Source organism: Pseudomonas lalkuanensis, assembly GCF_008807375.1.
Classification (GTDB): Bacteria; Pseudomonadota; Gammaproteobacteria; order Pseudomonadales; family Pseudomonadaceae; genus Metapseudomonas; species Metapseudomonas lalkuanensis.
This window is the reverse complement of the sequence record NZ_CP043311.1, coordinates 537929-561245: the sequence shown is the minus strand read 5'-3', so window position 1 is coordinate 561245 and position 23317 is coordinate 537929. Positions and strand designations below refer to the sequence as shown.

At 63.6% G+C, this 23317-nt stretch carries 21 protein-coding genes and 1 tRNA gene; 18 read left to right on the top strand and 4 right to left on the bottom strand.

All coding sequences use genetic code 11. The features are described 5' to 3' along the window. Positions 1 to 57 precede the first annotated feature (57 nt). From pdxA to FXN65_RS02565, 10 genes are all read left to right on the top strand, one after another. Positions 58 to 1056 carry a 4-hydroxythreonine-4-phosphate dehydrogenase PdxA gene (gene pdxA / locus FXN65_RS02610; protein WP_151131529.1) on the top strand — a complete coding sequence of 333 codons (999 nt, stop codon included), beginning with the start codon at positions 58 to 60 and terminating at the stop codon, positions 1054 to 1056. Positions 1057 to 1179: 123 nt separating this feature from the next. After that, entirely contained in the window at positions 1180 to 1986 is an 807-nt protein-coding gene (gene rsmA, locus FXN65_RS02605; RefSeq protein WP_151131528.1) for a 16S rRNA (adenine(1518)-N(6)/adenine(1519)-N(6))-dimethyltransferase RsmA, read from the top strand. Positions 1987 to 2017: 31 nt separating this feature from the next. Continuing rightward, positions 2018 to 2398, top strand: coding sequence for a Co2+/Mg2+ efflux protein ApaG (apaG, locus tag FXN65_RS02600; RefSeq protein ID WP_151131527.1), 381 nt, complete (start codon positions 2018 to 2020; stop codon positions 2396 to 2398). 10 nt (positions 2399 to 2408) lie between these two features. Further along, a complete protein-coding gene (locus FXN65_RS02595) occupies positions 2409 to 3236 on the top strand; it encodes a symmetrical bis(5'-nucleosyl)-tetraphosphatase (protein ID WP_151131526.1) in 828 nt (275 codons plus the stop codon). Further along, positions 3229 to 3558 (top strand): thiosulfate sulfurtransferase GlpE, encoded by a 330-nt coding sequence (gene glpE, locus FXN65_RS02590; protein WP_151131525.1) that lies wholly within the window; start codon positions 3229 to 3231, stop codon positions 3556 to 3558. Before FXN65_RS02595 ends, glpE begins: the two co-directional genes overlap by 8 nt. A gap of 287 nt (positions 3559 to 3845) precedes the next feature. Then, the gene (locus FXN65_RS02585) at positions 3846 to 5768 is read left to right on the top strand and encodes a PrkA family serine protein kinase (protein WP_151131524.1); all 1923 of its coding nucleotides are present in this window, start codon (positions 3846 to 3848) and stop codon (positions 5766 to 5768) included. Between the two features lie 98 nt (positions 5769 to 5866). Next, complete coding sequence (locus FXN65_RS02580) at positions 5867 to 7138, top strand: YeaH/YhbH family protein (protein WP_151131523.1); 1272 nt, start codon at positions 5867 to 5869, stop codon at positions 7136 to 7138. Between the two features lie 13 nt (positions 7139 to 7151). Then, complete coding sequence (locus tag FXN65_RS02575) at positions 7152 to 8717, top strand: SpoVR family protein (RefSeq protein ID WP_151131522.1); 1566 nt, start codon at positions 7152 to 7154, stop codon at positions 8715 to 8717. Positions 8718 to 8780: 63 nt separating this feature from the next. Continuing rightward, positions 8781 to 9290: a DUF4136 domain-containing protein gene (locus FXN65_RS02570; protein ID WP_151131521.1), complete on the top strand. Its 510-nt coding sequence runs from the start codon at positions 8781 to 8783 to the stop codon at positions 9288 to 9290. A gap of 32 nt (positions 9291 to 9322) precedes the next feature. After that, positions 9323 to 10555, top strand: a complete 1233-nt coding sequence (locus FXN65_RS02565; RefSeq protein WP_151131520.1) for a multifunctional CCA addition/repair protein — start codon at positions 9323 to 9325, stop codon at positions 10553 to 10555. On the opposite strand, the gene folK is transcribed toward FXN65_RS02565, so the two are convergent. Next, entirely contained in the window at positions 10528 to 11070 is a 543-nt protein-coding gene (folK, locus tag FXN65_RS02560) for a 2-amino-4-hydroxy-6-hydroxymethyldihydropteridine diphosphokinase (protein WP_151131519.1), read from the bottom strand. The genes FXN65_RS02565 and folK overlap by 28 nt on opposite strands. Further along, the gene (gene folB, locus FXN65_RS02555; protein ID WP_151131518.1) at positions 11061 to 11414 is read right to left on the bottom strand and encodes a dihydroneopterin aldolase; all 354 of its coding nucleotides are present in this window, start codon (positions 11412 to 11414) and stop codon (positions 11061 to 11063) included. Before folB ends, folK begins: the two co-directional genes overlap by 10 nt. Positions 11415 to 11465: 51 nt before the next feature. Here folB and plsY point away from each other — a divergent pair, with 51 nt between their 5' ends. After that, positions 11466 to 12035, top strand: a complete 570-nt coding sequence (plsY, locus tag FXN65_RS02550) for a glycerol-3-phosphate 1-O-acyltransferase PlsY (RefSeq protein ID WP_151131517.1) — start codon at positions 11466 to 11468, stop codon at positions 12033 to 12035. Between the two features lie 30 nt (positions 12036 to 12065). On the opposite strand, the gene tsaD is transcribed toward plsY, so the two are convergent. Beyond that, positions 12066 to 13091 carry a tRNA (adenosine(37)-N6)-threonylcarbamoyltransferase complex transferase subunit TsaD gene (gene tsaD / locus FXN65_RS02545; protein WP_151131516.1) on the bottom strand — a complete coding sequence of 342 codons (1026 nt, stop codon included), beginning with the start codon at positions 13089 to 13091 and terminating at the stop codon, positions 12066 to 12068. Positions 13092 to 13297: 206 nt separating this feature from the next. Here tsaD and rpsU point away from each other — a divergent pair, with 206 nt between their 5' ends. From rpsU to FXN65_RS02510, 7 genes are all read left to right on the top strand, one after another. Continuing rightward, complete coding sequence (rpsU, locus tag FXN65_RS02540; RefSeq protein WP_003085057.1) at positions 13298 to 13513, top strand: 30S ribosomal protein S21; 216 nt, start codon at positions 13298 to 13300, stop codon at positions 13511 to 13513. Between the two features lie 189 nt (positions 13514 to 13702). After that, positions 13703 to 15697, top strand: coding sequence for a DNA primase (dnaG, locus tag FXN65_RS02535; protein WP_151131515.1), 1995 nt, complete (start codon positions 13703 to 13705; stop codon positions 15695 to 15697). Positions 15698 to 15764: 67 nt separating this feature from the next. After that, positions 15765 to 17615 carry an RNA polymerase sigma factor RpoD gene (rpoD, locus tag FXN65_RS02530; protein ID WP_151131514.1) on the top strand — a complete coding sequence of 617 codons (1851 nt, stop codon included), beginning with the start codon at positions 15765 to 15767 and terminating at the stop codon, positions 17613 to 17615. Between the two features lie 141 nt (positions 17616 to 17756). Next, positions 17757 to 21494, top strand: a complete 3738-nt coding sequence (locus FXN65_RS02525) for a bifunctional diguanylate cyclase/phosphodiesterase (protein WP_151131513.1) — start codon at positions 17757 to 17759, stop codon at positions 21492 to 21494. Positions 21495 to 21509: 15 nt separating this feature from the next. Continuing rightward, positions 21510 to 21586: transfer RNA gene (locus FXN65_RS02520), tRNA-Ile, on the top strand. Positions 21587 to 21761: 175 nt separating this feature from the next. Then, the gene (locus FXN65_RS02515; protein ID WP_151131512.1) at positions 21762 to 22118 is read left to right on the top strand and encodes a toxin; all 357 of its coding nucleotides are present in this window, start codon (positions 21762 to 21764) and stop codon (positions 22116 to 22118) included. After that, entirely contained in the window at positions 22115 to 22429 is a 315-nt protein-coding gene (locus FXN65_RS02510) for a helix-turn-helix domain-containing protein (protein ID WP_151131511.1), read from the top strand. Before FXN65_RS02515 ends, FXN65_RS02510 begins: the two co-directional genes overlap by 4 nt. A gap of 213 nt (positions 22430 to 22642) precedes the next feature. Here FXN65_RS02510 and FXN65_RS02505 read toward each other — a convergent pair whose 3' ends face one another. Next, positions 22643 to 23140 (bottom strand): DUF1543 domain-containing protein, encoded by a 498-nt coding sequence (locus FXN65_RS02505; protein WP_151131510.1) that lies wholly within the window; start codon positions 23138 to 23140, stop codon positions 22643 to 22645. Between the last annotated feature and the right edge of the window lie 177 nt (positions 23141 to 23317).

Below are 23317 nucleotides of genomic sequence, written 5' to 3'. Positions count from 1 at the left end.
CAGCTCGCTGGCGGTACAATCACCGCCAACGCGCTGGACACCAAGCAAGGACCCGCAATGAAACCTCTCCGCTTCGCCCTCACCCCAGGTGAACCCGCCGGCATCGGCCCCGACCTTTGTCTGCTGCTCTCCCGCTCCGCCCAGCCCCACGCCCTGATTGCCATCGCCAGCCGCGACCTGCTCGAGCAGCGCGCCACTGAACTGGGCCTGTCGATTCAGCTGATCGAAATTGATCCCTCTCGTTTGCCGGAGGTCCCGGCCCCCGCCGGCAGCCTCTATGTCTGGAACACGCCCCTGCGAGTCGCGGCCAAGCCAGGCCAGCTGGAGCCGGAAAACGCCGACTACGTGCTGGAAACCCTGACCCGCGCCGGCCAGGGCTGCCTCGACGGGCTGTTCGCCGGGATGATCACCGCCCCTGTGCACAAGGGCGTGATCAACGAAGCGGGCATCGCGTTCTCCGGGCACACCGAATTTCTCGCCGATCTGACCGCCACCCGGCAGGTCGTGATGATGCTGGCCACGCGTGGCCTGCGCGTGGCTCTGGTAACCACTCACTTACCGCTCAAGGACGTCGCTGCCGCGATTACGCCCGACCGGCTCCAGCGGGTCAGTCGTATCCTCCATGCGGACCTGGTGAACAAGTTCGGCATCGCCCGACCGCGCATCCTGGTCTGCGGCCTCAACCCCCATGCCGGCGAAGGCGGACACCTGGGCCGGGAAGAACTGGAGGTCATCGAGCCGACGCTCGACGGCCTGCGCGATGAGGGCCTGAACCTGATCGGCCCGCTCCCCGCCGACACCCTGTTCACCCCCAAGCATCTGCAACATTGCGATGCAGTGCTCGCCATGTACCACGATCAGGGCCTGCCGGTGCTCAAGTACAAGGGTTTTGGCGCGGCGGTGAACGTCACCCTGGGTCTGCCGATCATCCGTACCTCGGTGGACCATGGCACCGCCCTGGACCTGGCCGGCACCGGGCGTATCGACTGCGGCAGCCTGGAAGTCGCCCTGGAAACCGCCTACCAGATGGCCGCCGCGCAACAAGCCTGTCAATGAACCGCACCTCCCGCGCCGCTTTCGCGGCCAAGCCTTAGGCGGCGCGGGCTGGCGCCTGATAGACTGCGCGACTCAAGTTTCCACGCCAGGCTCCCAGCCTGGCCCCAAGGCCTGGAGCCTTCGATGTCCGAACACTACCAACACCGTGCGCGAAAGCGTTTCGGCCAGAACTTCCTGCATGACGCTGGCATCATCCACCGCATCCTGCGCAGCATTCACGCCCGCGCGGGCGAGCGCCTGCTGGAGATCGGCCCTGGCCAGGGCGCCCTCACCGAAGGCCTGCTGGCCAGCGGCGCCCAGCTCGACGTCATCGAGCTGGACCTGGACCTGATCCCCATTCTGAAGCACAAGTTCGGCCTGCTGCCGAACTTCCGCCTCAACCAGGGCGATGCGCTGAAGTTCGACTTCCGCCAACTCGACGCCGAACCCCACAGCCTGCGGGTGGTGGGCAACCTGCCGTACAACATCTCCACCCCGCTGATCTTCCATCTGCTGGACCACGCGGACCTGATCCGCGACATGCACTTCATGCTGCAGAAGGAAGTGGTGGAGCGCCTGGCCGCCGAACCCGGCGGCGGCGACTGGGGCCGGCTGTCGATCATGGTTCAGTACCACTGCCGCGTGGAGCACCTGTTCAACGTCGGCCCGGGCGCCTTCAATCCGCCGCCCAAGGTGGATTCGGCCATCGTGCGCCTGGTTCCCCACGAAGTCCTGCCGCACCCGGCCAAGGATCCCGCCCTGCTGGAACGCGTAGTCCGTGAAGCGTTCAACCAACGCCGCAAGACCCTGCGCAATACCCTGAAGGGCCTGCTGGACGCTTCCGCAATCGAAGCCGCGGGCGTCGACGGAGGGCTGCGCCCCGAGCAGCTTGACCTGGCCGCCTTTGTCCGCCTGGCTGATCAACTGGCTGCCTCCAGCGCGACCCCCTAGACTCCAATTCCAGCAATTCGAGAACTTTCGCGTGTCCGATCCCCGTTACAAGGTCGACGTCAGCGTCGTCACCCGCTTCCTCCCGGAACAGTCGCAGCCGGACGAGAACCGCTTTGCCTTCGCCTACACCGTGACCATCCAGAACAACGGCGAGCTGCCGGCCCAACTGCTCACCCGCCACTGGGTGATCACCGATGGCGATGGCCATGTGCAGGAAGTCCGCGGGGCCGGCGTGGTCGGGCAGCAACCGCGAATCGATCCGGGCGCCAGCCACACTTACACCAGCGGTACAGTGATGGCCACGCGCGTCGGCAGCATGCAGGGCAGCTACCAGATGGTCGCCGACGACGGCAAACGCTTCGACGCCATCATCACCCCCTTCCGCCTGGCCGTTCCCGGCTCGCTGCACTGAGGACACCGGCATGACGGCTTATGCGGTGGGCGACCTCCAGGGTTGCCTCGATCAACTGAAGTGCCTGCTGGAACAGGTCCGCTTCGACCCGGCCAAGGACGAACTCTGGCTGGTGGGCGACCTGGTGAACCGGGGCCCCAAGTCCCTGGAGACCCTGCGCTTCCTCTATTCCATCCGCGAATCGGTGGTTTGTGTGCTCGGCAACCACGACCTGCACCTGCTGGCCGCGGCGAACAACATCGAACGACTGCGCAAGGCCGACACCCTGCGCGAGATCCTCGACGCACCGGATCGCGCCGAGCTGCTGGACTGGCTGCGCCGGCAGAAACTGCTGCACTACGACGAGCAGCGGGACATTGCCCTGGTACACGCGGGGATTCCGCCCCAGTGGTCGCTGAAGAAAGCCCTCAAACGCGCCGCCGAAGTCGAGGAAGCCCTGCAGGACGACGCCCGCCTGCCGCTGTTCCTCGATGGCATGTACGGCAACGAGCCGGCCAAGTGGGACGGCGACTTGCACGGCGTCACGCGCCTGCGGGTCATCACCAACTACTTCACCCGCATGCGCTTCTGCCGCGCCGACGGCACCCTGGACCTCAAGTCCAAGGAAGGCCTGGATACCGCGCCCCCCGGTTTCGCCCCCTGGTTCAGCTACCCCGAGCGCAAGACCCGTGGGCAGAAGATCATCTTCGGCCACTGGGCAGCGCTGGAAGGCAATTGCAACGAACCTGGCCTGTACGCCCTCGACACCGGCTGCGTCTGGGGCGGCAGCTTGACCCTACTGAACATCGACAGCGGCGAGCGCATCAGCTGCAGCTGTGAGGAGAACCGCCATGAGTGAATTCCAGCGCATCGCCCCCGAACAGGCCCAGACCCTGCGCGAGCAGGGCGCAGTGGTCGTGGACATCCGCGACCCGCAGAGCTTTGCCCTCGGCCACATCAGCGGCTCGCACCACCTGGACAACTACTCCCTGGCCGACTTCATCGCCAAAGCCGACTTCGACAAGCCGCTGATCGTCGCCTGCTACCACGGCAACTCCAGCCAGGGCGCAGCCGCCTATCTCGCGCATCAGGGCTTCTCCGAGGTCTATAGCCTCGACGGCGGCTTCGAACTGTGGCGCAGCGTCTATCCCGGGGAAGTCGCCCAGGGCAACGTCGAGTAAAAATTTTTCGGCGAGGCGCAATACCGCGCTATCTCTGGCTTGGCGCCACTTCCCCGACGGACGGTAATCCCCTGTTATCGATCCGTCACGCTTGACGTTGCCGATAACGAACTACTCTTAGCTCAGGCCATCCAAAAAAGGGGAGAGCCGGTACACCGGTTCCGGGCCATCGGCAGCGACCATTCAGGTGTTCTGGGGGACTTTCATCAGCCGACCTTCTCCGGCTGACTGCCCGCACCCGCACAACCGACCCCGCGCCGGCTTCCTGATCCCAGCGAGGTGACGTCATGAGCATTTTCAGCCACTTCCAACAACGCTTCGAAGCGACTCGCCAGGAGGAATATTCCCTTCAGGAATACCTGGACCTGTGCAAGCAGGACCGCAGCGTCTACGCCACCGCCGCCGAACGCATGCTCATGGCCATCGGTGACCCGGAGCTGCTCGATACCTCGGTCGACCCGAGGCTGTCGCGGATCTTTTCCAACAAGGTGATCCGCCGCTATCCGGCCTTCGCCGACTTCCACGGCATGGAAGAGTGCATCGACCAGATCGTGTCCTACTTCCGCCATGCCGCCCAGGGCCTGGAGGAGAAGAAACAGATCCTCTACCTCCTGGGGCCGGTGGGTGGCGGTAAATCGTCCCTGGCGGAAAAGCTGAAGCAGTTGATGGAACGTGTGCCTTTCTATGCGATCAAGGGATCGCCGGTTTTCGAATCGCCCCTGGGGCTGTTCAACGCCGATGAGGACGGCGCCATCCTCGAGGAGGAGTACGGCATCCCGCGCCGTTACCTGCGAACCGTGATGTCGCCCTGGGCCACCAAGCGCCTTAACGAAATGGGCGGTGACATCAGCAAATTCCGCGTGGTGAAGCTGTATCCGTCGATCCTCAACCAGGTCGCCATCGCCAAGACCGAGCCGGGCGACGAAAACAACCAGGACATCTCCGCGCTGGTAGGCAAGGTGGATATCCGCAAGCTGGAGGAGTTCCCGCAGAACGACGCCGACGCCTACAGCTATTCGGGCGCTCTGTGCCGGTCCAACCAGGGCCTGATGGAGTTCGTCGAGATGTTCAAGGCGCCGATCAAGGTCCTGCACCCGTTGCTGACCGCCACCCAGGAAGGCAACTACAACAGCACCGAGGGCCTGGGCGGACTGCCTTTCAACGGCATCATCCTGGCCCACTCCAACGAATCGGAATGGCACAGCTTCCGTAACAACAAGAATAACGAGGCCTTCATCGACCGGATCTACATCGTCAAGGTGCCCTACTGCCTGCGCGTCACCGACGAAATCAAGATCTACGACAAGCTGCTGGTCAGCAGCTCCCTGGCCCACGCCCACTGCGCCCCGGACACCCTGCGCATGCTGGCGCAGTTCTCCGTGCTGTCCCGCCTGAAGGAGCCGGAGAACTCCAACATCTATTCGAAGATGCGCGTCTACGACGGCGAAAACCTCAAGGACACCGATCCGAAGGCCAAGTCGATCCAGGAATACCGCGACGCGGCCGGGGTGGACGAGGGCATGAACGGCCTGTCGACCCGTTTCGCCTTCAAGATCCTTTCCAAGGTGTTCAACTTCGACCCCCACGAAGTGGCGGCCAACCCGGTGCACCTGCTCTACGTACTGGAGCAGCAGATCGAGCAGGAACAGTTCCCGGCGGAAATGCGCGAGCGCTACCTGCGCTACATCAAGGAATACCTGGCGCCGCGCTACATCGAGTTCATCGGCAAGGAAATCCAGACCGCGTACCTGGAGTCCTACAGCGAGTACGGCCAGAACATCTTCGACCGCTACGTGCTCTACGCGGACTTCTGGATCCAGGACCAGGAATACCGCGACCCGGAAACCGGCGAGATCCTCAACCGTGTGGCCCTGAACGAGGAGCTGGAGAAGATCGAGAAACCGGCCGGCATCAGCAACCCGAAGGACTTCCGCAACGAGATCGTCAACTTCGTGCTGCGCGCCCGGGCCAACAACAACGGCAAGAACCCGAGCTGGCTCAGCTACGAGAAGCTGCGCGTGGTCATCGAGAAGAAGATGTTCTCCAACACCGAGGACCTTCTGCCGGTTATCAGCTTCAATGCCAAGGGCAGCAAGGAGGAGCAGCAGAAACACAACGACTTCGTCAAACGCATGGTCGAGCGCGGCTATACGGAGAAACAGGTACGCCTGCTGTCCGAATGGTACCTGCGGGTACGCAAGTCGCAGTAAAACAGTCTCAAGCTGCAAGCCTGGAACATGCACGCCGGAGGCGCCGTTACACGCGGCGTCCTCCGTGCCTTGCAGCCTGAAGCTCCCCGGAGGGGTCTATGAGCTATGTCATCGACAGGCGTTTGAACGGCAAGAACAAGAGCACGGTGAACCGCCAGCGGTTCCTGCGCCGTTACCGCGACCACATCAAGAAGGCCGTGGAGGAGGCCGTCAGCCGCCGCTCCATCACCGACATGGAGCATGGCGAACAGATCAGCATCCCCGGCCGAGATATCGACGAACCCGTCCTGCACCACGGCCGAGGTGGCCGGCAGACCATCGTCCACCCCGGCAACAAGGAATTCACCACCGGTGACCGCATCCCCCGCCCCCAGGGCGGCGGCGGTGGCCGTGGCGGCGGCAAGGCCAGCAATCAGGGCGAAGGGATGGATGACTTCGTCTTCCAGATCACCCAGGAGGAATTCCTCGACTTCATGTTCGAGGACCTGGAACTACCCAACCTGGTCAAACGCCACCTCACCGGGGCCGATACCTTCAAGACCGTGCGCGCCGGCATCAGCAACGAAGGCAACCCGTCGCGGATCAATATCGTCCGCACCCTGCGCTCGGCCCATGCACGTCGCATCGCCCTGTCGGGCAGCAGCCGCGGCAAGCTGAAGGAAGCGAAGGAGGAACTGGAGCGCCTGAAGCGCGAGGAGCCGGACAATTTCGGCGATATCCAGGAACTTGAAGCGGAAATCGCAAGACTTCGCGCCAGGATCGAACGCGTTCCCTTCCTCGACACCTTCGACCTCAAGTACAACCTGCTGGTCAAGCAACCCAATCCGTCCTCCAAGGCGGTGATGTTCTGCCTGATGGACGTCTCCGGCTCCATGACCCAGGCGACCAAGGATATCGCCAAGCGCTTCTTCATCCTCCTGTACCTGTTCCTCAAGCGGAACTACGACAAGATCGAGGTCGTGTTCATCCGCCACCACACCAGCGCACGCGAAGTGGACGAAGAGGAATTCTTCTACTCCCGGGAAACCGGCGGCACCATCGTCTCCAGCGCGCTGAAGCTGATGCAGGAGATCATGGCCGAGCGCTACCCCATCAACGAATGGAACATCTACGCCGCCCAGGCCTCGGACGGCGACAACTGGAATGACGATTCGCCCATCTGCCGGGATATCCTGATCAAGCAGATCATGCCGTTCGTGCAGTACTACACCTATGTCGAGATCACCCCGCGCGAACATCAGGCGCTGTGGTACGAATACGAACAGGTCTGCGATACGTTCGCCGACACCTTCGCCCAGCAGCAGATCGTCTCGGCGGCGGATATCTACCCGGTGTTCCGCGAGCTGTTCCAGCGCAGGCTCGTGACCTGAGGGGAGGCGTGAAATGACTGCCAGCAAGAAGGAACGCAAGCCCATTTCCACCGGGTCGGAATGGACCTTCGACCTGATCCGCACCTATGACCGCGAGATCAGCCGGATCGCCGAGCGCTATGCGCTGGACACCTACCCGAACCAGATCGAAGTGATCAGCGCCGAGCAGATGATGGATGCCTACGCGTCTGTCGGCATGCCCATCGGCTATCACCACTGGTCCTACGGCAAGCACTTCCTCGCCACCGAAAAGGGCTATTCCCGGGGCCAGATGGGCCTGGCCTACGAGATCGTGATCAACTCCGATCCCTGCATCGCCTACCTGATGGAGGAAAACACCATCACCATGCAGGCACTGGTGATCGCCCACGCCTGCTACGGCCACAACAGCTTCTTCAAGGGCAACTACCTGTTCCGCACCTGGACAGACGCCAGCTCGATCATCGACTACCTGGTGTTCGCCAAGCAGTACATCGCCCAGTGCGAGGAGCGCCACGGCATCGACGCCGTGGAAGACCTGCTGGACTCCTGCCACGCCCTGATGAACTACGGCGTGGACCGCTACAAGCGCCCCTACCCCATTTCAGCCGAGGAAGAGCGACGCCGGCAGAAGGAACGCGAGGAGCACCTGCAGAAGCAGATCAACGACCTCTGGCGCACCATTCCCAAAGGCAGCGGCAAGGGCGGCGAGAAAGACAACCAGCGCTTCCCGGCCGAACCGCAGGAAAACATCCTCTACTTCATCGAGAAGCACGCGCCGCTGCTGGAACCCTGGCAACGGGAAGTGGTTCGCATCGTGCGCAAGATCGCCCAGTACTTCTACCCACAGCGCCAGACCCAGGTGATGAACGAAGGCTGGGCCACCTTCTGGCACTACACCATCCTCAACGACCTGTACAACGAGGGCCTGGTCACCGACGGCTTCATGATGGAGTTCCTGCAGTCGCACACCAGCGTGGTCTACCAGCCACCCTTCGACAGCCCCTATTACAGCGGCATCAACCCCTACGCCCTGGGCTTCGCCATGTACCGAGACATCCGCCGCATCTGCGAGGAGCCCACGGATGAGGACCGCTACTGGTTCCCGGACATCGCCGGCAGTGACTGGCTGTCCACCCTCAAGTTCGCCATGAACAGCTTCAAGGATGAGAGCTTCATCCTGCAGTTCCTCTCACCCAAGGTGATCCGCGACTTCAAGCTGTTCAGCATCCTTGACGACGACCAGAAGGATGAGCTGTACGTCCCGGCCATCCATGACGAACAGGGTTACCGGTTGATTCGCGAAACCCTGGCGGCGCAGTACAACCTCGGCAACCGCGAGCCCAACGTGCAGATCTGGAGCGTGGACCGCCGCGGCGACCGCTCGTTGACCCTGCGTCACCAGCAGCACGACCGCAAGCCACTGGGTGAGTCGACCGATGAAGTGCTCAAGCACCTGCATCGCCTCTGGGGCTTCGATATCCACCTGGAAACCCGCCACGGCGAGCAGATAACAGGGAGCCATCATGTCCCCCCAAAGGGGGAACGCACTGAGGACGGGGAATACCCGCGCCTGGACCTGATCATTCCACCCATTTGATCGGTTGACCGCATGCCCGGTCCGCGCCGAGCATGCGGTTCCCCCAATGGGAGCCGCCCTCAGATGCGCCTGTTCCTCGTCCTGCTGCTGTGCCTGGCCCTGGCCACCTGTTCCACGCCCATTCCGCAGGTCCATATCCTGCAGCCCGCCACAGCCGGGTTGGCAGGGCGCAGCAGCTTCCAGCTGATCTCGCCGGAACAGGCGGTCGACGGCGAACTGCCTTACCCGGAGCGCTACGCCCAGCTCGGCCCACTGATCCGCCAGGCCCTGGAGGAGCGCGGTTATCGCAGCACCAATGATGCCCAGGTGCGCGTGTACTACTGGTTGGCGGTGAACGATCAGCCGCTGGAATTCAAGGTCAACCAGGCACCGCCCAGCCCCCTCGGCCCGTACCAGGCCATCCACCGGCTGCACGACGAAACCGGCACCTTGCGCCTGCGCCTGACCGACCCCTCCGGCCAGATACTCTGGGAAGGCCTGGCCAGCACCGGCCTCAGCCCCTCCTGGGACAGCGCCGAGCTGCTGGAAAGCGCCGCGCGCGCGCTGGCCGCCCAGGTCCCTGCAGCTCGCTAGGCTGCTATCCTCCGCAGCCACGGAGGCAAGCCATGCAGATATACAAAGTGGGCGGAGCGGTACGCGACCGTCTGTTGGGCCGCGAGGCGACCGAAATTGACTGGGTAGTGGTCGGCGCCACGGCCGAGGAGATGCTGGAGCAGGGTTACCGCCCGGTGGGCGCGGATTTCCCGGTGTTCCTGCACCCCCAGAGCGGCGAGGAATACGCCCTCGCGCGCACCGAGCGCAAGAGTGGTCGCGGCTACGGCGGCTTCATCTTCTACGCCAGTCCTGATGTAACCCTCGAACAGGACCTGATCCGCCGCGACCTCACGGTCAACGCCATGGCCGAGGACGACCACGGCAAGCTGATCGACCCCTACGGTGGCCAGAAGGACCTCTCAGCACGCGTGCTGCGCCATGTCTCCCCCGCGTTCGCCGAAGACCCCCTGCGCGTGCTGCGCGTCGCACGCTTTGCCGCGCGCTACGCGCCACTGGGCTTCACGGTCGCCGAGGAAACCCTGGCGCTGATGCGACAGATCGCCGAATCCGGTGAACTTGACGCCCTGACGCCTGAACGCAGTTGGAAGGAAGTTTCCCGCGCCCTGATGGAACCGCGCCCGGACGTGTTCATCCAGGTCCTGCGCGACTGCGGCGCCCTCGCCGCCTGGTTGCCGGAAGTGGACCGCCTGTTCGGCGTGCCACAGCCGGAGAAGCACCACCCCGAGGTGGATTCAGGCGTCCATGTGCTGGCCGTGCTACGCCAATGTGCGGAGCACCAGCAGCCGCTCACCGTGCGCTGGGCCTGCCTGCTGCATGACCTGGGCAAGGGCCTGACCCCGGAAGAGGAATGGCCGCAGCACATTGCCCACGAAAAGCACGGCCTGAAGCTGATCAAGGCGGTGAACGAGCGCTGCAAGGCTCCACGGGATTGCCAGGAACTGGCGCTGCTGGTGGGCGAGTACCACACCCACGCGCATCGCGCGCTGGAACTCCGTCCGACCACCCTGCTGGAGCTGCTGCAGAGCTTCGATGTCTATCGCCGGCCGCAGCGCTTCGAAGAATTCGTCGCCGCTAGCGAAATGGATGCCCGCGGCCGCACCGGCCTGGAACAGCGCGACTACCCGCAGGCCACCTACCTGCTGGGCGCAGCGGCGGCCGCCCGCGCAGTGACGGTGCAGCCGCTGCTGGAGAAGGGACTGAGAGGCGCCGAACTGGGTGAAGCACTCAAGGGCGAGCGCCTCAAGGCCCTGAAGGCTTACAAGGAAGGTCGCGGGAAGGCCTGAATCAGCTCGGCGGGCGTCAACTCGGCGCCCCTCCACGAGAAGGACGCCGGCCAGAGCACCTGCTGGATGGAGGCGCCCTGCCACAACTCCGCAAAGCTGCGACGCTCCTCCGGATGCAGCACCTCAGGCGCCAGCAGCGACAAGGGCCAGAGTACGAAAGCGTTCTTCAACACCTCGGGACGCGGCAGGATCAGACCGTCGAAATTGCCCACGCGGTCGCCATACAGCAGCACGTCGATGTCCAACGGCAGGCCCTTGCGGCCCGGCGCGTAGCGGCCGTTGTCGGCTTCGATTTCCTTGAGCCTGCGATCCAGCTCATGGAGCGACAGGTCGGTGCGGGCGGCCACCACGAAATTGAAGAAATTCCCGCTCTTGATGCCAACGGGCAGGCTCTCGAACACCGCCGAGCAACGGATGTCCTTAAGGAAACCGGCGAGGGCCTCGAGCCCGGCGGTGAGATTGCGCTCGCGCTCGATGTTGCTGCCGAGGCCAAGGTAGATAGTGGTCAGCGGCATCCGCGCTCGATCTCCACGCCAACACTGCTGGCCGCAGCGACGGCGCCAGGCTTGTGCAACTTCAGGCGGACCCAGGGGATGTTGAACTCGGCCATCAGCACGGCCACCAGGCGCTCGGCAAAGGTCTCCACCAGGAGGAATTGCGCTTCAGCGGCGAAGGCCTGGATACGCTGGGAGACGGCGGCGTAGTCGAGCGCCTTGTCCAGGTCATCGCCTTCGGCGGCCGGGCGGTTGTCCCAGCCCAGTTGCAGGTCCAGGCGCAGGCACTGGCGAATGCTGCGCTCCCAGTCATAGGCACCGATTACGGTGTCGACTTCCAGACCCTCGATGAAAACCGTGTCCACGTCAGTGCTGCCCCGCTAGAATCGGGACTTCCTCGCCCCGGAATGGATACCATGTTTTGGCTGCTGGCGACTCTCGCCTACCTGCTCGGATCGTTGTCCTTCGCCATTCTGCTCAGCCGTCTGTTCGGCACGGGCGACCCGCGTGCCCAGGGCTCCGGCAACCCTGGCGCCACCAACATGCTGCGGGTGGCAGGAAAGAAGCTGGCGATCCTGACCTTGCTCGGCGACCTGCTCAAAGGCCTGCTGCCGGTGCTGGTCGCCCGCTACTGCGGCTTCGACATCCAGCAACAGGCCTGGATCGGCCTTGCCGCGGTGCTCGGGCACCTCTATCCCCTGTACTTCCGCTTTCGTGGCGGCAAAGGCGTCGCCACCGCCGCCGGCATGCTGCTGGGGCTCTATCCCCCGGCCGCGCTGCTGGCCATCTGCGTCTGGCTGCTGACCTTCTACCTGACCCGCACCAGCTCCCTGGCGGCGCTGATCGCCACGCCGCTGACCCTGCCATTGCTGGCCTGGCAGCAACCCGGTGCGCTCCTGCCGATGACCGTTCTGACCGGGCTCATCGTCTGGCGCCATCGCGGCAATCTACGCGACCTTTTCGCCGGACGCGAACGGCATTTCTGATCAATTGAACGAAATCGGCTCAACCAGCCGTCAGACAGCGGGTAGCTGCTCCATCGGCCAGCGCGCCTGCACACCAATCGCCGGACCATCCTGCTGCCCCGCCAGCAAACGCTGGCAGCCGGCATAAGCGATCATCGCGCCGTTATCGGTGCAGAAGCGCGGCCGCGCATAGAACACGTCGCCCTTCATCTCACCGAGCATCTTGCCCAGCGACTGGCGCAGCGACTGGTTGGCGCTGACGCCACCGGCGATCACCAGGCGTTCAAGGCCGGTCTGCTTGAGGGCGCGCTTGCACTTGATGGTGAGAGTGTCCACGACAGCCTGTTCGAAGGCCAGAGCGATGTCGCAACGGGTTTGCTCGCCGTCGTCCCCAGCATTGCGGCACTGCTGCCAGGTGTTGAGGGCGAAGGTCTTGAGGCCACTGAAGGAGAAATCCAGGCCGGGACGATCCGTCATCGGTCGCGGGAAGGTGAAGCGACCGGGTGTACCGCTCTGGGCCAGGCGGGCGATCTCCGGACCACCGGGGTAGCCGAGGCCGATCAGCTTGGCGGTCTTGTCGAAGGCTTCGCCAGCGGCGTCGTCCACCGACTCGCCAAGCAACTGGTAGCGACCGATGCCATCGACCCGAACCAACTGGGTGTGGCCGCCGGACACCAGCAAGGCGACGAACGGAAACTGCGGCGGTTGCTCTTCCAGCATGGGAGCCAGCAAGTGACCTTCCATATGGTGCACGCCGAGCGCCGGCACACCCCACGCGAAGGCCAGGGCCTGGGCGCAGGAAGCACCCACCAGCAGCGCGCCCACCAGGCCGGGGCCGGCGGTATAGGCGATGCCGTCGATGTCTTCGGGTTTGCGACCGGCCTCTTCCAGCACCTCGCGCAGCAGCGGCAGCAGGCGCTTGACGTGGTCACGGGAGGCCAGCTCGGGTACGACGCCGCCGTAGACCCGGTGCAGGTCGATCTGACTGAACAGCGCGTCGGCCAGCAGGCCGCGTTCACTGTCGTAAAGGGCGACGCCGGTTTCGTCGCAAGAGGTTTCCAACCCCAGCACTAGCATGGGTACGAGCCTTTCTGGCCTGGCAAAAGAAGAAGGCGCGAATCATAATCGCCGCCCCTTGTGCCGACTAGCGGTTTTCGACTGAAGGCTTTGCATTCCGTGCCTTGAGGCGTTAATATCCGCAGCCCTTGAAATCCGACGCGCCACCGAGCCAACTTTTGCCGGAATGCGTCGACCATTCGGTAATTGATGAAGGTACGACCTGGATGCCAGCCGTCAAAGTTAAAGAGAACGAACCCTTCGACGTAGCCCTGCGTCGTTTCAAGCGCTCCTGCGAAAAAGCCGGCGTACTGGCCGAAGTCCGCAGCCGTGAGTTCTACGAGAAGCCCACTGCCGAGCGCAAGCGCAAAGCCGCCGCCGCGGTCAAGCGTCACGCCAAGAAAGTGCAGCGCGAGCAGCGCCGCCGCGAGCGCCTGTACTGAGTTAACAGGCTCCGCCGCACGCTCAAGCGTCGCCCGGCTCCGGCCGGGCGAGTGCATGCTGAGCACACAGAAGACTCCGCTTCGCCTTGGCGAATGGCGGAGTTTTTTGCTTTCCAGCTCAAGACTCTTGCCTGTCTTCACCAACCGGGCGCGAGTATGCTTTGAACCTCCCCGCGCCCCGAGCACCCTATGGCTGGCCTGATCCCCCAAGGCTTCATCGACGACCTGCTGAACCGCACCGACATTGTCGAAGTGGTCGGCGCGCGCGTGCAGCTGAAAAAGGCCGGCAAGAACTTCACCGCCCGCTGCCCCTTCCATAACGAAAAGACGCCCTCCTTCAGCGTCAGCCCGGACAAGCAGTTCTACTACTGCTTCGGCTGCGGCGCCGGTGGCAACGCCCTCGGCTTCATCATGGACCACGACCACCTGGACTTTCCCCAGGCGGTCGAGGAACTGGCCAAGCGCGCCGGTCTGGAAGTTCCCCGGGAGGACGGCGGCCGCAGCAGAGGCCCGCGCCAGCCAACCGACTCCCCGCTCTACGCACTGCTTACCGCCGCATCGGACTACTACCGCCATGCGCTGAAACAGCATCCGACGCGCAAGGCCGCGGTCGAGTACCTCAAAGGCCGCGGCCTGACTGGCGAGATCGCCCGCGACTTCGCCCTGGGCTTCGCCCCACCCGGTTGGGACAATCTGCTCAAGCACATGGGCGGCGACAGCCTGCAGCAGAAGCACATGATCGACGCTGGCCTGCTGATCGAGAACGCCGACACCGGCAAGCGCTACGACCGCTTCCGTGACCGGGTGATGTTCCCGATCCGCGACAGCCGCGGACGCATCATCGCCTTCGGCGGCCGGGTGCTGGGCGACGACAAGCCCAAGTACCTGAACTCTCCGGAAACTCCGGTTTTCCACAAGGGCCAGGAACTCTACGGGCTGTTCGAGGCGCGCAAGCACAACCGCAACCTCGACGAAATCATGGTGGTCGAGGGCTATATGGACGTCATCGCCCTGGCCCAGCAAGGTCTGCGCAATGCCGTCGCCACCCTGGGCACCGCAACCAGCGAGGAGCACATCCGCCGCCTGTTCCGCCTGGTGCCGAACATTCTCTTCTGTTTCGACGGCGACCAGGCCGGACGAAAAGCCGCCTGGCGAGCCCTGGAAGCGACCCTGCCGGGCCTGGAAGACGGCCGGCGGGCGCGCTTCCTCTTCCTGCCCGAAGGCGAAGACCCGGACAGCCTGGTTCGCAAGGAAGGCACTGACGCCTTCCGCGCCCGCATTACCCAGCACGCGCAGCCGCTGGCCGACTATTTCTTCCAGCAACTGACCCAGGAAGCCGATCCGACCTCCCTGGAAGGCAAGGCCCACCTGGCCACCCTGGCCGCACCGCTGATCGAGCGCATTCCCGGCGCCAACCTGAAGGTGCTGATGCGCCAGCGACTGGCCGAAATCACCGGCCTCAACGGCGAAGCCCTCGGCCAATTCGCCCGCAGCGCCGCCCCGAGCGTCAGCCACGACAACCAGGGCTACCCGGAAGATTCCTACTACGAAGCCTTCTCCGGCCACGACGACCAGCAGTACGAGCCGGACCACTCGCAATACTTCGAACAGCCAGCTGCGCAGCAGGGAAATTGGCAGAAGGACGAAAAGCGCAAGGAAGGCTGGAGAAAGGACGACTGGAAGAAAGACGGCAAGAAGTGGAACAAGCAGGGTCGTGAAGATTTCAAGCGCCCGCCACGCACCGAAGTGAAGGTGGAATCCCCTACGCTCACCGCCCTGCGCACCCTGCTTCACCATCCCTCACTGGCGCAGAAAGTGGAAGATGCCAGCCATTTCGCCGCTGAAGACGACACCTACGCCCAGCTCATGGTGTCACTGGTGGAAGCCGTGCAGAAGAATCCGAAACTGCGTTCGCTGCAGTTGATCGCCCGCTGGCACGGCACCGACCAAGGCCGTCTGCTACGGGCCCTGGCGGAGAAGGAATGGCTGATTTCCGACGACAACCTTGAACAACAGTTTTTCGACACTATAACTAGGTTGTCGGCTCGCCAGCGGGAACGCCGCTTGGAAAATCTGCTGCGGAAAGCACGGCAAAGCGAACTCAGCGCAGAGGAAAAAGATCAGCTGCGCGACCTTCTCAGCCGCAACACGTCTCCACTGACTCCGACCTCAACTGGCGCGTGATGCCCCGGATCAGGTATAATCCTCGGCTTGTTTTCAGCCCGCCAAGACCTTAAGTGGATAGGGTGCTATGTCCGGAAAAGCGCAACAGCAGTCTCGCCTCAAAGAGTTGATCGCCCGTGGCCGTGAGCAGGGATACCTGACTTACGCGGAGGTCAACGACCACCTGCCGGAGGATATTTCCGATCCGGAACAGGTGGAAGACATCATCCGCATGATCAACGACATGGGGATCAACGTATTCGAGAGTGCCCCGGATGCGGATGCCCTGTTGCTGGCCGAAGCCGACACCGACGAAGCCGCAGCTGAAGAAGCCGCCGCCGCCCTGGCTGCCGTGGAGACCGACATCGGCCGCACCACCGACCCCGTGCGCATGTACATGCGTGAAATGGGCACCGTGGAGCTGCTGACCCGCGAAGGCGAGATTGAAATCGCCAAGCGAATCGAGGAAGGCATCCGCGAAGTGATGAGCGCCATCGCCCACTTCCCCGGTGCCGTCGACGGCATCCTTGCCGAATACCAGCGCGTCACCAGCGAAGGTGGCCGCCTGTCCGACGTTCTCAGCGGTTACATCGACCCGGATGACGGCACCCTGCCGGCCGAGGAAGTCGAACCCGTCGATCTGAAGGACGATTCCGCTTCGGCCAAGGACAAGGACGAAGACGAGGACGAAGAAAGCGAAGGCGACGAAGAGGAAGAAGGCGACGGCGGCCCGGATCCGGAGGAGGCCCTGCGCCGCTTCACCGCGGTTTCCGATCAGCTCGACAAGGCCAAGAAAGCCCTGAAGAAGCACGGCCGCGACAGCAAGCAGGCTACCGAGGAGCTGCTGGCCCTGGCCGAACTCTTCATGCCGATCAAGCTGGTGCCGAAGCAGTTCGACGCCCTCGTGGAAAAAGTTCGCAGCGCCCTGGACCGCGTCCGCGGCCAGGAACGCGCCATCATGCAGCTCTGCGTGCGTGACGCCCGCATGCCGCGCGCCGATTTCCTGCGCCTGTTCCCGGGCAACGAAGTCGACCTCGACTGGGCCGACGGCCTGGCCAAGGGCAAGGCGAAATACGCCGAAGCCATCGGCAAGCTGGTGGACGACATCAAGCGCAACCAGCAGAAGCTGGTGGATCTCGAGCAGGAAGTCGAACTGACCGTCAACGAGATCAAGGACGTCAACCGCCGCATGTCCATTGGCGAAGCCAAGGCTCGCCGGGCGAAGAAAGAGATGGTCGAGGCCAACCTGCGTCTCGTGATCTCCATCGCCAAGAAGTACACCAACCGCGGCCTGCAGTTCCTCGACCTGATCCAGGAAGGCAACATCGGCCTGATGAAGGCGGTGGACAAGTTCGAATACCGTCGCGGCTACAAGTTCTCGACCTACGCCACCTGGTGGATCCGCCAGGCGATCACCCGCTCGATCGCCGATCAGGCACGCACCATCCGTATCCCGGTGCACATGATCGAGACCATCAACAAGCTCAACCGCATCTCCCGTCAGATGCTGCAGGAAATGGGCCGCGAGCCCACTCCGGAAGAGCTTGGCGAGCGCATGGAGATGCCTGAGGACAAGATCCGCAAAGTGCTGAAGATCGCCAAAGAGCCGATCTCCATGGAAACCCCGATCGGTGACGACGAAGACTCGCACCTGGGCGACTTCATCGAGGACAGCACCATGCAGTCCCCGATCGACGTGGCCACCGTGGAAAGCCTCAAGGAAGCCACCCGCGAAGTCCTGGCCGGCCTCACCGCCCGTGAAGCCAAGGTCCTGCGCATGCGCTTCGGTATCGACATGAACACCGACCACACCCTCGAGGAAGTCGGCAAACAGTTCGATGTAACCCGCGAGCGTATCCGCCAGATCGAAGCCAAGGCGCTGCGCAAGCTGCGTCACCCGTCGCGAAGCGAGCACCTGCGCTCCTTCCTGGACGAGTAAAGCGATACGAGAACCCCCGGCCAGTCCGGGGGTTTTCTTTTGTCCGCGAACCAGATCGCAGCTGCGTTGTTTCCCCTTCCAGATGCCGAGCGGCCACGTCTACACTTCCGTCTTACATCCCATCAAGGAATGAGGCCGCCAATGCTGCGAGTGCGGGCCCTACTGATGTTCTGGCTGGCACTCTGGACCATTCCGGCCGGAGCCTTGACGCTCACCCCGGACGAACAGGCCTGGCTCGACCGGCACGGCGAATTGCAACTGGGCATAGACACCTCCTGGCCTCCCTTCGAATTCCGGGATCCCCAGGGCCGCCACCAGGGCCTGGCCGCCGACTATGTCGAGCTGATCCGGCGGCGGCTGAACGTGAAAGTCACCCCCATCGAGTCCAGCAATTGGGGGGAAGTGCTCAAGCGGGCCCGCGCAGGCGAACTGGATATCCTGCCCGGCATCATGTCCACCCCCGAACGCCAGCAATACCTGAACTTCACGCGGCCCTACCTCGATTTCCCCATCGTCATCCTTTCCCGCACCAAGGGCCCCCAACCTTCGAATATCCAGGACCTCTACGGCCTGCGCGTCGGCATCGTGTCCGACTACGCCCCCCATGAGCTGCTGCGCAACCAGCACCCCGACCTCAGCCTGCAGGGCTACCCCACCGTCGCAGCCGCACTCCAGGCCCTGGCCACCGGCGAGGTGGACACCTTCGTCGGCGACCTCGCCTCCAGCGTCTGGAGCCTGCGCCAGCTCAAGCTCAACGGCATCAGCATCAGTGGCGAAACGCCTTATCGTTACCAACTGGCCATGGCGACACCGAAGATTCATCCGCTGCTGGCCGGTATCCTCGACCGGGTCTTCGCCGAAATCACCCCGGAAGAAACCGCGGCCATCCAGGAGCGCTGGGTGGGCGACGCCCTCTACCAGCGAACCGACTGGCAGCGCATCCTCCTCTACGGACTCCCCGCGCTATTGTTGGTGGCCGGCGCCCTGACTTTCGTCCTGCGCGTCAACCGCCGCCTCAGCAACGAAATGGCCGGTCGGGCCGCGCTGCAGGACGAACTGCGCAGCAGCGAGCAGCACTACCGCGGCCTGGTGGAAAGCCTGAACGCCATCGCCTGGGAAATGCGCGTCGACGACTACTGCTACACCTATGTCTCGCCCCACGCCGAGCGCCTGTTGGGCTACCCCTTGAGCGACTGGCTGGAGCCCGGCTTCTGGCGCCGCGCCCTGCACCCCGACGACGACGCCCGGGCCAACACCTTCTGTGAAACCGAAACCGCCGCGGGCCGCGACCATAGCCTCGACTACCGCATGATCGCCGCCGACGGCCGGGTACTCTGGGTGCGCGACATCATCACCCTCATCCCCCACGGTGAAACCCAGATGATGCGCGGCCTGATGATCGACATCACCGAGGCCAAGCAGACCGAGCAGGCCCTGCGCCTGTCCGAGCAGAAGTTCGCCTCGGTGTTCCACAACTGCCCCGACATCATCGTCATCGCCCGCCGCACCGATGGCAGCCTGCTGGCCATCAACCACACCTTCGAACAGCAGATAGGCCTCAAGGCCAGCGAAGCCCTCGGCCGCACCGCCACCGAACTCGACATCTGGGGCATCCCCGGCATCGGTCCGAAACTCCTCCAGCGCCTGCAGCAGGGCAACCCGCTGCACAACCTGGAAATGCCCTTCCGCCGCGCCAATGGCGAAACCTTCATCGGCCTGATCTCCGCCCAGGCCATCGACCTGGACGACACGCCGGCCCTGGTGGTCGTGGTGCGCGACATCACCCAGCTCAAGGAAACCCAGCGCCTGCTGCAGGTTTCCGAAGAAAAGTTCGCCAGCGCCTTCCATGCCTCCCCAGACGGCCTGCTCATCACCCGCATCAGCGATGGCCTGCTGGTGGAGGCGAACGACGGGTTCAGCCGCATTACCGGCTACAGCCAGCAGGAGATCGCCGAGCGTTCCACCCTGGACCTCGGCCTGTGGGCCAACCCGGCGGAGCGCGAGCGTATGATCCAACTCGTCCGCGACCAGGGCAGCCTGCACAACTTCACCACCGCCGTGCGCACCAAGCGCGGCCAGGTGCGCATCTGCGAACTCTCCGCCCAGCCGATTCCCATCGGCGGCGAGCCCTGCATGCTGACCATCGCCCGCGACATCACCGAGCGCCAGCAGATGCAGGAAAAACTGCTGCAGGCAGCCACCGTCTTCGAAAGCACCGCCGAAGGCGTGATGATCACCGACACCGAACAGCGCATCACCGCGGTCAACCGCGCCTTCAGCGAAATCACCGGCTACAGCGAGGAAGAAGCCCTCGGCCAATCACCGCACATGCTCGCCTCGGGTCAGCACGACAGCGCCTTCTACGCCGCCATGTGGCACCAGTTGGAGCGTGAAGGGCACTGGCAAGGCGAGATCTGGAACCGCCGCAAGAACGGCGAGCCCTACCCCGAATGGCTCACCATCAGCGCCGTACGCGATCGTCATCAGCAGGTCACCCACTACGTCGGCGTGTTCGCCGACATCTCGCCGCTCAAGCACGCCCAGGCGCGCCTCGACTACCAGGCCCACCACGACCCGCTCACCGGCCTGCCCAACCGCCTGCTGTTCGAGAGCCGGCTGCAACTGGCCCTGGTCGAGGCCGCCAACGACGACCTTCACGGCGCCGTCCTCTTCATCGACCTCGACCGCTTCAAACACATCAACGACAGCCTCGGCCACCCGGTGGGCGACCTGCTGCTCAAGGGGATCGCCCACCGCCTGCGCGAACAGCTGCGTGACATCGATACCGTGGCCCGCCTGGGCGGCGACGAATTCATCATCCTGCTGCCCGGCCTGCACGGCCCCGACGACGCCCAGGCTGTCGCACACAAACTGCTGACCTGCTTCGAAGCGCCGCTCCCTGCCGGCCGGCACGAGTTTTTCATGAGCGCCAGCATCGGCATCAGCCTGTTCCCGGAGCACGGGCTGGACGTCGCCACCCTGGTGAAGAATGCCGACGCCGCCATGTACCGGGCCAAGGCCCGTGGCCGCAACCGCATCGAGTTCTACACCCGCGACCTCACCAGCCAGGCCACCGAGCGCATGGCGCTGGAAACCGAACTGCGCCGCGCCCTGGAGCGCAACGAGCTGTCCCTCTCCTACCAGCCCAAACTCAGCCTGCAGAACCAGGCCCTGGTGGGCGCCGAAGCCCTGGTGCGCTGGTACCACCCGAAACTCGGGGAGATTCCTCCGGAGCGCTTCATCCCGCTCGCGGAAGAGAGCGGCCTCATCCTCCCGCTGGGCGACTGGGTACTGGAGCAATCCTGCCGGCAGATGCAGCGCTGGCAGGAAGCCCACGCGCCGTTCGGCCCGCTGTCAGTCAACCTCGCCGGCGCCCAACTGCGCCAGCCGCTGCTGGTGGAACGCCTGCAACACCTCATCGACAGCCTTGGTCTGGAGCCCCAGCGCCTGCAGCTGGAGATCACCGAAGGCTTCATCATGAGCCAGGCCGAAGAAGCCCTCAGCGTGCTCCACAACCTCAAGACCCTCGGCGTACAGCTGGCCATCGACGACTTCGGCACTGGCTATTCCTCCCTCAGCTACCTCAAGCGTCTGCCGCTGGATGTGCTGAAGATCGACAAGTCCTTCGTACGCGGCCTGCCCGACGATCCCAACGACGCCGCCATCAGCCGCGCCATCATCGCCCTCGGCCGCAGCATGCAACTCACCGTGATCGCCGAAGGCGTCGAAACCAAGGCCCAGGAATACTTCCTCGCCGCCGAAGGATGCCAACAGATTCAAGGTTTTATCGTCAGCACACCCTTGCCGCCAGAAGCGTTCGAACGCAAATTCCTCAGCCCCCTCCCCGCGATTGGCACCCAGCAAAGGGCGCCTGTATAATCCGCCGGCCTTCTGGGGCCTATAGCTCAGTCGGTTAGAGCAGAGGACTCATAATCCTTTGGTCCACGGTTCGAGTCCGTGTGGGCCCACCAAATCAAAAGCCGCGCAGTGCGCGGCTTTTGCGTTTCTGACTTCCTCGTCATCCGTTTCACCCTCCCGCTCAGCCCCTGCATGCCAAAGCACCGGATAAGGTGGCGCTCCAGCATTGGCGCGACTTGACCGTTACCGACATGCGCGCCCAATCTATACGCAACTTACGTAGAGAATATGGAAGCACTCTTCGTGGAGCTGCCGCCGTTCCAGCGGCACCGAACGGACCATCTGGACGACGATGCCTACGCAGCCTTGCAACATCTGCTGCTGACGCAGCCGGACGCCGGGAACCTCATTCAAGGAACCGGGGGCCTTCGCAAGTTGCGTTTTGCAGACGAGGGACGAGGCAAAGGCAAAGGCAAAGGCAAGCGTAGCGGCATCCGCGTGATCTATTACTGGTGGCTGGGTGGAGCGCAGTTCTGGCTTTTCACCCTCTACGGCAAGGACGTTCGCGAATACCTGAGTGCGGCCCAGAAAAAGGTATTCAGGCAGCGGCTGGAAGCGGAACTAGAAACGAGGAAGACGGAATGAAACGGGACATTTTTGCCGAACTGGTGGAAGGTATCGAAGCACTCGCAGAAGAGCGTGAGGGCAAGTTGACGCTTCGCTCGCACCGGCTCATCTTGCCGGAGCTACGCGCGGTGACTGCGGAGGAGCTGGTTTCAATTCGTGAGCGGCTGAAGATGTCGCGCCCGGTCTTTGCCATGTATCTGCGCACCAATCCGCGAACGCTGGAAAATTGGGAGCAGGGACGAGCCAAACCCAACGCCCAGGCCACCACGTTGATTCGCCTGGTGCAGCAATATCCGGAGACGGTAGAGCACCTGGCAACCCTGGCGTGAGGCCTGAGCAGAAGAGGATGGATCAGCCTCGTCCATCGTCCGAAACTTCGCATCGCAGTTTGCAGGAAGGTTGAGACCGCGACGCCCATCAACCGTCACCCGCATGGGTATCGCACCGCTCAACCCATCCTACGAATCGCTTGATCTCTGCTGCCCTGTGCCACAGCAGTGGTCAAATAGGGCGCCCTCACCGCCTGGTGTCTTTACCCGCTCCTAGGACAGCACGATGTAATCACTGCCATACCTGATCCCCGCGTTATCGCCTTCCACCAGGTGCACATAGCGCCCCGCCACGCAGTCCACCGGGATGCAGTCGTCCACGTCATGCAGGTTGTCGGTGTGGGGCTTGTCCCAGCGGAGTTCGGCCAACTGGCGTTTGCCCTTGGCCTTGGCTTCGGCCTTGTCGCGGGCGACCACCAGCAGGTAGCTGTGGGCTTCGCCGAAGATGCCGGTTTCGTAGCCGCCGAGGTTGATGAAGTAGAGGCGCGGGTCATTCGCGGCGGGGGCCTGGTCGGTGAAGGCCAGCTTGTAGCCTTCCACGCCGTCCACCGCCATCCACGAATCGATGTGCATACCCGCCGGGCTGCCGAACCAGCCCTCGCGCAATTGCGAATAAGTGCCTTCCAGGCTTTCCGCCACGGCAAACACCACATCGTGCACTTCGATCTTCGCGCGGGGGTGTCGGCCGCCCAGCATCACCACGTACAACATGTCTGACTCCTTGGTTTCACGGTCTCTCGCTATATAGATCCATACATAGCGAAGACCGGGATCTTAGCATCGGTAGCGTCCTCCCCCGTCGCAGCCTTGGCTGTGGCCGGGAGTGGAACCCTGAAGCATCACAAAAAAGCACCAATGCCATAAGCAGGATCAGCGAGTGGACGTTTC